Source organism: Streptomyces sp. SolWspMP-5a-2, from assembly GCF_900091845.1.
In the GTDB taxonomy this organism is placed as follows: Bacteria; Actinomycetota; Actinomycetes; order Streptomycetales; family Streptomycetaceae; genus Streptomyces; species Streptomyces doudnae.
The window spans coordinates 1-11,869 of the sequence record NZ_FMCI01000039.1; the positions used below are offsets into that span (position 1 = coordinate 1).

The following is an 11,869-nucleotide window of genomic DNA, read 5'->3' on the forward strand; positions in this document are numbered from 1 at the left end:
CAGGATCAGGGTCCCGCCCCGCCGCTTCCCGTCGCCCGGCCCGCACCCCGGAGGACCGTCGGCGGGCATGCCGGAGGGCGGTTCCCGGCCCCCTGGCCCGCGGGGCGGGCCGATCGGCGGACCGGGAACCGCCCACGCGGGTCCCGAAGGCGTCCCCTCAGCCGGCCCGGCCGGCCGCCAGCCGTTCGCCGGCCGCGTCGCGCATGATGGCGCAGACGTCCCGCAGACCGCCGTCGAGCCGGGCGATCTCGGCATCGCTCAGCAGCAGGGACGGTTCGAAACGGAGGGTGTTGAGAGCGCTCGCGGTCGGGAACGTGCGGATGGCGTGCCGGTGCAGCAGATGCCCGGCGAGCACATAGCCGAAGAGACCACCGGCGGCCGCCTCCCGCAGCGCGGGTGACGCCGACCCCGACTGGTCGTGGAACTCCACGCCGAGCATCAGGCCACGGCCCCGCACCTCCTTGACCACGCCGGGGAAGTCCGCGGCGACCGACTCCAGCGTGCGCCGCAGCGCCTCGCCCCGCTCGGCCGCCCGCCGGTAGGCCGCGCCGCCGTCCGCCTCGAGCAGTTCGAGCACCTTGAGCGCGATGTGGCAGGAGAAACTGTCCTTGGCGAACGTCGAACTGTGGACGATCTCGAACTCCTCGCGGTACCAGGCCTGTCGCACCAGCATCACCGACGTCTTGGCGACACCGCCGCCCAGCGTCTTGGCCAGCGTGTAGTAGTCGCCCCGCAGACCGATCCGGGCACTCGCCAGCAAGGCACCGGTGCGGCCCATGCCGCTCTGGATCTCGTCGACGATCACCGGGCACGCGATCGACGCGCAGAACCGCTGGATCTCCGCGGCGAACTCCTCCGACAGGACGTGGATGCCGCCCTCGCCCTGGATCGGCTCCACCAGGAAGGCGCAGAACGCGGGGAACTCGCGCTCGGTGACCTCGACGTGGCCCTCGAAGACCCGCACGTCCCGGAGTGTCCCGCGCTCCTCGGCCCAGATCTCCTTCAGCGCCTCGGGCCGCTCACGGGGCACGAAACGGGCCTGCGCCGCCAGCGCCTTGAACGGGGCGCGGTACCCCTCGTTGTGGGTCAGCTGCACACTCGCCGCCAGCTTGCCGTGGAAGCCGCCCTCAAGACTGAGGAACAGCGGCGGCCTGGCGAACAGTTCGGCGTTGTGACGCTCCAACTCGGCGGCGAGCGTCTCGAAGTCGCCGCCGGGTGCCGTCGCGTCGAGCCCGGCACCCGCGAGGGTCCGGGAGGTCACCTCCGCCTCGCCGGCCGCCACCGCCGCGCGGACGCTCGCGGTGTGCCGCGCCAACTCCGCACGCAGCGCCGCCAGTCGCATGCCCCGGTCCATCTCGGCGTGCTTGATCGCGGCCTCGACGGCCTCCGCGCCCGAATTGCCGAAGATGGCGAAGTACGGCTCGTCGGTGCCCAGTTCGCGTCCCACGATCCGGTTCAGCTCGGCCGCGAGCCGGTTGGCGTAGGGGTGGCTGGAGAACTGCGCGTGCACCGGGGTGCCCGACGCCAGCAGTTCCCTCGCGCGCTCGACGATCTCGGGCCGGTTGTGGCCGAGCAGGACGGAGCCGTACCCGCCGGCGAAGTCCGTCACGGGGATCTCGGTGCCGTCCTCGTCGAGCCGGAACAGCGTGTTGTCCTGGGCCCGGACGTACTCGACGGCCAGTCCCGCGGTGTCCAGCACCGCACGCAGGTGCGGTTCGGCGAGCTCCGGCTCGGTGGTCTCGGGCCGGGCCGCTGCGGAGTCTGTGGGAGTCATGGCCACAGGGTGCGCCCGGGAGGTAAGGCGGCACTCACGGCACAGTCACCACGGCGGCGCCCGCGGGGGACCGGTACGCCGGTTACCCGACGGTGGAGGAGACGCGTCCGGGCGCCGGTACGTTGAGGAATCCGCAGGCCCGTCCTTGCCTCTGTCACGGGTCGCGTGCGCCCCCACGACCCCCCGGAGAAGGTGGCATGAATTCCGCGTCCGCTGAACTCGACCCCTCGGCTTCCCCCTCCGCACCGCGCTGGGTGGGGCCCGGCCGGCTGAGGGAGGTGATGTCCCGTTTCACGACCGGCGTCACGGTCATCACCGTCGGTCAGGAGCATCTGCACGCCATGACGGCGAACGCCTTCAGCTCCGTGTCGCTCGACCCGCCCTCGGTGCTGTGCAGCGTCGGCCACGGCGCCGTGATGCACCAGGCGCTGACCGACTCCCGCCGCTTCGCCGTGAACATTCTCGGAGCCGAACAGGAGCCCCTCGCCCGGCACTTCGCCGACAAGAACCGCACCCTCGGCGCCGCGCAGTTCGACGGGATCGAGTGGTGGCCGGGCCCCCACACGGGCGCCCCGCTGCTCGCCGGTTCGCTGGCCTGGGTGGAGTGCGAACTGACCGACGCGCACGCGTTCGGCGACCACACCATCTTCATAGGGACGGTGCTGGAGGCCGGGCGCGGCAGCGACGGTCACGAACTGATCTTCGTCAACGGCTCTTTCGGCCGCCCGGAGCCGTCCACGCGCTGACCGCACGCCGTCGTCCTGTGTGCCGGTCCCGCGGAGACGATCCGCGGGACCGGCACACAGGAACGACCGGGAACGCCGCACACAGGAACGAGCGGCTGCGCCCGCGCACTAGGAACGACCGGGAACACCCGAGCACAGGAACGAGCGGGAACGCCCGCGCAGAGAAATGAGAAGGAACGCTCGCGCACACCTACGTGCCGGGCGTTCCGAGAAGAAGACCAAAAGGCGGAAGAACCCCCCAGCGGTGCATTCGGGGGGTTCTTCCGTGCGGGGGACCGGGGGCCCGCTCCCTATTCGGAGACGAGTCCCTTCGCGGCCACCGGACGGTCGACGGCCATCAGCCAGCGGCCGTCCTTCTGGCGCCGCAGGACATCCGTGCACACGCCTTCGAGGAGGGTGGGCGAGCCGTCCGGGCCGGTGCCCCTGATGCTGTAGTCGACCCCCATGAGCGCCACGTCACCGGCGACGTACGAGAACGTGATCGCGGCCTCCAGCGTCGGCTTCGAGGAGAGGAACTCCTTGAAGAAGGCCAGGCGCGCGGCGCCGGTGAGGGGCTCGCCGGAGAAGTTCGAGATGGAGTCCTCCAGGTACAGGCGGTTGAACAGCTCGCCGTCACCGGAGTTGAAGACCTGGAGGAAGATCTCGTTCGCGACCTCGGCGTCGCTGGTGAGGTCGGGGTGGGCGGGATCGAAGTCGACGGCGAAGTTGAAGGCCATGTGAACCGGCCTGCCTCTCTGCTGGATGGTGGCTGAACGGGACTGGTGCGTCGGGGGGAGGGGCTCAGTCCTCCTGGCCGTAGGGGTCGTCCACCGTGTAGCGCCAGACCCCGTCCTCGCCCAGGCGCAGCACGTCCACGCCGATCCCGCGCAGCTGCACGGCCGTCCCCGACTCGTCGACCGTGTCGATGGTCCAGTCGACGATCAGCAGCGCGGTGTCACTCGTGACGAAGGACTGCCGCGGCACGGCGGTGATCCGCGGCCCGCGGGACAGGAACGCGCGCTGGTAGTCCCTGCGGGCCTGCCCGGTCAGCGGCTTGCCCGGTTCCCAGACCGCGATGGCCTCCTCGGTGTAGAAATCCTCGAGTGCGTCCGCGTCGCCCGCGTTGAAGGCATCGACATAGAGTTCGGTGCGCTTTTCCAGATCAGCGATTATTTGCGACATGAGAGATCAGGCCCGCCTTCCGTGAGTGAGGTGGCTGAGTTCCACGGTCGAGACGGTATTTCATCCCGCGCAACAGTGCGGGAACCGCCGGGTCACACCGTGATCTGCCCGTCCGTCGCCCGGCCGATTACCCGAAAAAGGCCGCACGTTGAATTCCGCGAGGAGGCCGCTGCCTACGATCCATTCGCAGAGTTGCCTCAATGCCTTGGGGTTTCGGTCGGTTCAGCCGGAAGGGTAGTCGAGCGCCATGACGAACGAGCAGCACCTTGGGACGTCCGCGGCGCGTGGGGAAGGAGACCAGGCCATCGCGGTGGTCGGACTCTCCTGCCGACTGCCGGGCGCCGACGGCCCCGCCGCCTTCTGGGAGTTGCTGAGCACCGGCACGAGCGCCGTCACCGCCGTACCGGAAGGACGCTGGCAGCCGGTGACCGCGGAACGCGCCTCCCAGCCGGCCGGCGACGGCTCAGGGCCGACGGCCGCGCCCTCCGGCGCCGGGACCCGCCGGGGCGGCTTCCTCGCCCGCCTCGACACCTTCGACGCCGCCTTCTTCGGCATCTCCCCGCGCGAGGCCGTCACCATGGACCCCCAGCAGCGCCTCGTGCTCGAACTGGCGTGGGAGGCGCTCGAGGACGCCGGGATCCTGCCGGCCGCGCTGGCGGGCAGCCGGACGGCCGTCTTCGTCGGCACCCAGCGCGACGACTACTCCGCCCTGCTCTACCAGCACGGTGAGCGGGCCATCACCCAGCACACCATGGCGGGCGTCAACCGGGGCGTCATCGCCAACCGGGTCTCCTACCACCTGGGGCTGCGCGGCCCCAGCATGACCGTCGACTCCGCCCAGTCGTCGTCGCTGGTCGCCGTCCACCTGGCCTGCGAGTCGCTGCGGTCGGGGGAGTCGGAGGCGGCCGTGGTGGCGGGCGTCCACCTCAACATCCTCGCGGAGAGCGCGGCCAGTGCGGAGCGCTTCGGCGGGCTCTCACCCGACGGCACGATCTACGCCTTCGACGCCCGCGCCAACGGCTTCGTGCGCGGCGAGGGCGGCGGCGCCGTCATCCTCAAGCCGCTGGCCCGCGCCGTCGCGGACGGCGACCGGGTCCACGGGGTGATCCTCGCCAGCGCTGTCAACAACGACGGCGCCACCCCCGGGCTCACCGTCCCCGACCGCGCCTCCCAGGAGCAGGTACTGCGCCGCGCCTACGAGAAGGCCGCCGTCGATCCCGCGGCGGTGCAGTACGTGGAGCTGCACGGCACGGGTACCCCGGTCGGTGACCCGATCGAGGCCGCGGCGCTCGGCGCGGTCCTCGGCAGCGGGCGCGACCCCGAACGGCCCCTGCGGGTCGGGTCGGTGAAGACCAACATCGGCCACCTGGAGGGCGCCGCCGGGATCGCCGGCCTCATCAAGGCACTGCTGGCCCTGTCGCACCGCACGATCCCGGCCAGCCTCAACTTCGCGACCCCGAACCCGCGGGTCCCGCTGGCCGAGCTGGGGCTCAGGGTGCAGAGCGCGCCGTCCGACTGGCCGGAGCCCGACCGCACGCTGCTGGCCGGTGTCTCCTCCTTCGGCATGGGCGGCACCAACGCCCACGTCGTGCTCGCCGAGCACCCCGCCCCGGCGCCCCGCCCCGCGCGGACCCCCCACCCGAGGTCGGCCGCCGCACCGGGACCGGCAGCCCTCCCGCCGTCCGCACCCGCGACCGGACCGGCCCCCGTGCCCTGGGTGATCACCGGACGCGACGCCGCCGCGCTGCGCGACCAGGCCGCGCGGCTGCACGCCGCCGTCACCGCCGACGCGACGCTCGACCCCGCGGACGTCGGGCTGACCCTCGCGGCGCACCGCACCGTCTTCGACCACCGCGCCGTCGTGCTCGGCGGCGACCGCAGCACCCTGCTCGACCACCTCGCCGCCCTCGCCGCCTCCGGGGCAGGGGCCGGTGTCGCCCGCCCCGGCCGCCCGGCCGTGGTCTTCACGGGACAGGGCTCCCAGCGCATCGGCATGGGACGTGAACTGCGCGCCGCCTTCCCGGTGTTCGCCGAGGCGTTCGACGAGGTGTGCGCCCACCTCGACCCGCTGCTCGACCGGCCGCTGAGCGAAGTGATCGAATCCGGCGACGGCCTGGACGACACCGGGTTCACCCAGCCCGCGATCTTCGCCGTGGAAGTGGCGCTGTACCGCCTGGTCGCCTCCTGGGGCGTGGTCCCCTCGCAGGTGGCCGGGCACTCGATCGGCGAGGTGGCCGCCGGGCACGTCGCCGGAGTGCTCTCCCTGGGCGACGCGGCACGCCTGGTCGCCGCCCGGGGCCGGCTGATGCAGGCCCTCCCGCCCGGCGGGGTCATGGCCGCCGTGCGGGCCGACGAGGACGAGGTGGCGAAACTCCTCGCCGACGAGCCCCTGGCCGCGACAGCCGCCGTCAACGGACCGCTGTCGACCGTGGTGTCGGGGGACGAGGCCGCGGTCGAGCGGGTCATCGGCCGGCTCTGCGCCCAGGGCCGCAACGTCCGCCGGCTCACCGTCTCGCACGCCTTCCACTCCCCGCTGATGGACCCGATGCTGGAGGACTTCCGCCGGGCCGTCACGGACCTCACCTTCCACGAGCCGACGCTCCCCGCCGTCTCCACGGTGACCGGACGCCCCGTCGGACCGGGGGAGTGGTCCTCCCCCGAGTACTGGGTCGAGCAGATTCGCCGGCCGGTCCGGTTCCTGGACGCGGTCCGCACCCTGAAGTCCGCCGGCGTGCCCACCCTCCTCGAACTCGGTCCGGCCGCCGTCTGCTCCCCGATGGCCGTCGAGTGCCTCGACGACACCGACGCCATGGCGCCGGTCGCCACGCTCCGCGCCGGCCGCCCCGAACCGCACGCCCTGCTCACCGGCCTGGCCGCCGCGTTCGTCCGGGGCGCCGAGGTGGACTGGGCGGCCGTGCCCACGGTCGGGGACGGCCGCAGGGTGACCCTGCCCACGTACGCCTTCCAGCGCGAGCGCCACTGGATCACCGGACCGGCGCGCCCGGCCGCCTCGCTCCCCGAGGCCCCCGCCACCGCTGCCGCGACCCCGGCGGTCCCCACGGCCATGGCGGACCTCACCGACCTCCCCGGCCTGGTCACCGACCGGATCGCGGCCGTCCTCGAATACCCCGCCGACCGCCGCGTCGAACCGCACGCCGGCTTCAGGGAACTCGGGTTCGACTCGCTGATGTCGGTGGAGCTGCGCGACACCCTCGCGGCAGCCACCGGACTGCGCCTGCCGAGCGGTCTGCTGTTCGACCGCCCCACCCCCGCCGCGCTCATCGACCACCTCACCACCCTCCTCGAAGGGAACGGCGCCGAGGCGACCGCCCCCGTACTCCGCGCCGAGACCTCGACGGAACCCATCGCCATCGTGGGCATGGCCTGCCGCTACCCGGGCGGCATCGCCTCCCCCGAGGACCTGTGGCGGCTGCTCGCCGACGGCGGCGACGCGATCTCCGGCTTCCCCACCGACCGCGGCTGGGACGAGGAGCTGTTCGACCGGGACGCCGCGCGGAACGGCAAGAGCTCCGTGCGCGAGGGCGGATTCCTCTACGACGCCCCGCTGTTCGACAACACCCTCTTCGGGATCTCCCCGCGCGAGGCGCTGGCCATGGACCCGCAGCAGCGGCTGCTCCTGGAGACCGCCTGGGAGGCCCTGGAACGCGCAGGACTCGACGCCGACACCCTGCGCGGCAGCCGCACCGGCGTGTTCGTCGGCGCCACCGCGCTCGACTACGGACCGCGCATGCACCAAGCCCCCGACACCGTGGAGGGCCATGTCCTGACCGGCACCGCCCCCAGCGTCATGTCCGGCCGCATCGCCTACCAGTTCGGCTTCGTCGGCCCCGCGGTGACCATCGACACCGCCTGCTCCTCGTCCCTGGTCGCCCTGCACCTCGCGGTGCGGTCGCTGCGCTCGGGGGAGACCTCTCTCGCCCTGGTCGGCGGCGCCACCGTGATGTCGTCGCCCGGCATGTTCGTGGAGTTCTCCCGGCAGCGCGGTCTCGCGGCCGACGGACGCTCCAAGTCGTTCGCCGCCGGCGCCGACGGCACCTCCTGGGCGGAGGGCGTCGGCCTGCTGGTGGTGGAGCGGCTCTCCGACGCCCTCAGGAACGGCCACCCGGTCCTCGCCACCGTCCGCGGCTCGGCCGTCAACCAGGACGGCGCCAGCAACGGGCTCACCGCGCCCAGCGGCCCCTCCCAGGAACACGTCATCCGGCAGGCCCTCGCGGACGCGGGACTCGACCCCGCCGACGTCGACGCCGTCGAGGCCCACGGCACCGGCACCAGGCTCGGCGACCCCATCGAGGCCGAGGCGCTCATCGCCACCTACGGACGGGACCGCGCGCACCCGCTCCAGGTGGGCTCCCTCAAGTCCAACATCGGCCACACCCAGGCCGCCGCCGGTGTGGGCGGCGTGATCAAGATGGTCCAGGCGATGCGCCACGGCGTGCTCCCCCGCACCCTGCACGTGGACGCACCCACCCCGTTCGTCGACTGGGACTCCGGGGCCGTCGAACTGCTCACCCGCGAGACCGAGTGGCCGGACACCGGCCGCCCGCGCCGCTGCGCCGTCTCCTCGTTCGGCATCAGCGGCACCAACGCCCACCTCATCGTCGAGCACGACCCCGCCACCGAACCGGCGCCCCCGGCCGGCCCCCGACGGCCCGAGCCCACCGCGCCCGCCCCCTGGCTGATCACGGCCAGGGACGACGTGGCCCTGCGCGCCCAGGCCGCCCGGCTGCGCGACCACCTCCGCACCACCGAGGCCCACCCCGCCGACATCGGCCGCGCGCTCGCCACCACGCGCGCCCGCCTCGACCGACGGGCAGTCGTCCTCGGCACCGACCGGGACACCTTCCTGGCCGGCCTCGACGCCCTGGCCTCGGGCACCGACGCACCCCACCTGGTGACCGGCGACGTCGCGGGCACCGGCCGCACCGCGGTCCTGTTCACCGGGCAGGGCGCCCAGCGCGCCCGCATGGGCAGCGAGCTGTACGCGTCGTCCCCGGTCTTCGCCGCCGCCCTCGACGAGGTGTGCGCCGCCCTCGATCCGCATCTGCGCCGCCCCCTGCGCGCCGTGCTGTCCGCCCCCGCCGACAGCGACGACGGCGCGCTGCTGCACCGCACCGCGTACACCCAGCCGGCCCTCTTCGCCGTCGGCACCGCGCTGTTCAGGCTCCTCGAACACCACGGCCTCACCCCCGCCCTGCTCGCCGGGCACTCCATCGGCGAGGTGACCGCCGCCCACGTCGCCGGTGTCCTCTCGCTCGACGACGCGGCGCTGCTCGTCGCCGCCCGGGGGCGCCTCATGGAGTCGGCGAGGTCCGGCGGAGCCATGATCGCGATCGAGGCCGAGGAGGCCGAACTCGCCGACGACCTCGCACGCCACGCCGCCGCCGTCTCCGTCGCCGCCGTCAACGGCCCCACCTCCCTGGTGATCTCCGGCGACCAGGACGCGGCCGAAGAGGTCGCCGCACACTGGCGGGGCCGCGGCCGCCGGACCCGTCGCCTCCAGGTCAGCCACGCCTTCCACTCGCCCCACATGGACGACGTGCTGGCGGAGTTCAGGGCCGTCGCCGAGGGGCTCACCTTCCACCCGCCGCGCATCCCGATCGTCTCCACCCTCACCGGCGAGACGGCCGGCGCCGACACCCTCGCCTCCCCCGACCACTGGGCTCAGCAGATCCGCGGCACGGTCCGCTTCATGGACGCGGCCCGCACGCTCCAGCGGCACGGCGCCACCGTCTTCGTCGAGGCGGGTCCCGACGCCGTCCTCACGGCCATGGTGCGCGACAGCCTGTCGGGCGAACCGGCCGCCGTCCCCCTCATGCGCGCGGGACGTCCCGAGCCGCAGACGCTGACCACCGCGCTGGCGACCGCCCTCACCCGGGGCGCGCCCCTGGACGCCGCGTCGTTCTTCCCCGACGCCCACCGCGTCGACCTGCCGACCTACGCCTTCCAGCGGGCCCGCCACTGGCTCCCCGCCGACAGCGGCGGCACCGACGCCCGCGGCCTCGGCCTCGACCCCGCCGACCACCCGCTGCTGACCACCGCGGTGGACCTCGCGGGCCGTGAGGACCGGCTCCTCACCGGCCGCGTCAGCGCGTCCGAACACTCCTGGCTCGCCGACCACGTCATCGGCGGCACGGCCCTGCTCCCCGGCACCGCCTTCCTCGAACTGGCGCTGACCGCGGGCGGACTGTTCGAGGCCGAGCGGATCGAGGAACTCACCCTGGAGGCCCCGCTCGTCCTGCCGGCCCGGGGAGCGGCGCGCCTCCAGGTCTCCGTCGACGCGCCCGACGCCGCCGGGACGCGCTCCTTCACGGTCTTCGCACGCCGTGACGGCGACCCCGGCGACGACCGCTCCTGGACCCGCCACGCCTCCGGTGTCCTCGGCGGCGCGGGTGAGCCCGTCACCGCCGGCACGCAGGAGGTGTGGCCGCCCGAAGGGGCCACCGCGCAGCCGCTCGACGCCGTCTACGACCGCCTCGCGGACCTCGGCTACCACTACGGGCCCGCCTTCCAGGGCCTCAAGGCCCTCTGGCACCGGGACGGCGACCTGTACGCCGAGGTGTCCCTGCCCGCGGAACAGCACCCGGACGCCGACCGCTTCACCGCCCACCCGGCGCTCCTCGACGCCGTCCTGCACCCCCTGGTCCTGCACGCCGCCGCCTCGGCGACCCCTGACGGGACCGACGGGATCCGCCTGCCGTTCTCATGGAACGACACCGTCCTGCACGCCACCGGGGCGACCGACCTCCGCGTCCGTATCTCCCCTACCGGCACCGACACCTTCGCCGTCACCGCGAACGACACCACGGGCCGTGCCGTGGTCTCCGTCGGCTCGCTGACCCTGCGGCCCGTACCCCGCGACCGCCTCGCCCCGGCCGACGAGGGCCCTGCCGCCCTCCACACCGTGGCGTGGACTGCCCTCCCGCTCCCCGCCACGGCGCCCGCGGCACCCAGGATCGCGGAGGCACCGCACGGCGGACTGCCTCACGGGCAGGCGGCCGGCGAGGCAGACCTCGACGCCGTCCTCGTCCACGTCGACCGGGTCCTGACCGAGGACCCCGGTCGGGACGAGGTCACCACGGCCCACGAGACGCTGGCCGCCGTACTCTCCCTGACCCAGCGCTTCCTCTCCGACGAGCGCTACGACGACACCCGGCTGGTGCTGGTCACCCGGGGCGCTGTGGCGGTGGAGCCGGGCGAGGGCGTCACCGGCCTCGCGTGCGCCCCCGTGTGGGGCCTGGGCCGAGCCGCGCAGTCCGAGCACCCGGGCCGCCTGGTCCTGCTGGACCTCGGCCCCGACGACGGCACGGAGCCCGCCGCCGCGCAGACCCTGGTCGCCGCGGCCCTCGCCACCGGCGAGCCCCAACTCGCCGTACGGGCGGGCCGCATGACGGTCCCCCGGATCGTGCGCGACCCGGCCACCGGCCCTCGCGCAGCGTCGCCCCTCGACCCCGAGAAGACCGTGCTCGTCACCGGCGGCACGGGCGGCCTCGGTGCCCTGTTCGCGCGGCATCTGGTGGAGCGGCACGGTGTGCGGCGGCTGTTGTTGGTGAGTCGGCGTGGTGGGGATGCGCCGGGTGCCGAGGAGTTGGCCGGGGAGTTGCGGTCCGCGGGGGCCGTGGTGGGGTTCGCCGCTGTGGATGTGGCGGATCGTTCGGCGTTGGCTGAGGTGGTGGGGCGGTTCGGTGCGGGGGATCCGTTGGGTGCGGTGGTGCATGCGGCGGGTGTGCTGGACGATGTGCCGTTCGACGGTCTGACGGTGGAGCGGTTGGACGGTGTGCTGCGGGCGAAGGTCGACGCGGCGTGGCATCTGCACGAGTTGACGCGTGGGTCGGGTCTGGACGCGTTCGTGGTGTATTCGTCGGTCGCGGGGTTGCTGGGGACGGCGGGTCAGGCCAACTACGCTGCGGGCAACGCGTACTTGGACGCGTTGGCCGCGCATCGCCGGGCCCAGGGACTGCCCGGACTCTCCCTCGCCTGGGGACTCTGGGACGGCACCCACGGCATGGGCGCCGCCCTCGGCGACACCGACCTCGCCCGCTGGCGGCGCATGGGCATCACCCCCCTCACCCCCGAGGACGGACTCGCCCTCTTCGACCGGGCACTCGCGGAGGGCCCGGCCCTGCGGATACCCGCCGCCCTCGACCTGTCCGTGCCGCGGGCCCGAGCC

At 73.8% G+C, this 11,869-nt stretch carries 5 protein-coding genes; 2 read left to right on the top strand and 3 right to left on the bottom strand.

The window, feature by feature from the left end; genetic code table 11:
• Window positions 1–157 precede the first annotated feature (157 nt).
• Window positions 158–1,774 (bottom strand): aspartate aminotransferase family protein, encoded by a 1,617-nt coding sequence (locus GA0115242_RS02570; RefSeq protein ID WP_093824032.1) that lies wholly within the window; start codon window positions 1,772–1,774, stop codon window positions 158–160.
• A 281-nt stretch (window positions 1,775–2,055) separates the two neighbouring features.
• Here GA0115242_RS02570 and GA0115242_RS02575 point away from each other — a divergent pair, with 281 nt between their 5' ends.
• Window positions 2,056–2,520: a flavin reductase family protein gene (locus GA0115242_RS02575; RefSeq protein ID WP_237548685.1), complete on the top strand. Its 465-nt coding sequence runs from the start codon at window positions 2,056–2,058 to the stop codon at window positions 2,518–2,520.
• Window positions 2,521–2,810: 290 nt separating this feature from the next.
• On the opposite strand, the gene GA0115242_RS02580 is transcribed toward GA0115242_RS02575, so the two are convergent.
• Complete coding sequence (locus tag GA0115242_RS02580; RefSeq protein WP_093824036.1) at window positions 2,811–3,236, bottom strand: YybH family protein; 426 nt, start codon at window positions 3,234–3,236, stop codon at window positions 2,811–2,813.
• 64 nt (window positions 3,237–3,300) lie between these two features.
• Window positions 3,301–3,681 carry a YybH family protein gene (locus tag GA0115242_RS02585; protein ID WP_093824038.1) on the bottom strand — a complete coding sequence of 127 codons (381 nt, stop codon included), beginning with the start codon at window positions 3,679–3,681 and terminating at the stop codon, window positions 3,301–3,303.
• Window positions 3,682–3,928: 247 nt separating this feature from the next.
• Between GA0115242_RS02585 and GA0115242_RS02590 the strand changes: the two genes are divergently transcribed.
• The coding region (locus tag GA0115242_RS02590; protein WP_141721462.1) for a type I polyketide synthase at window positions 3,929–11,869 on the top strand (7,941 nt) is incomplete at its 3' end.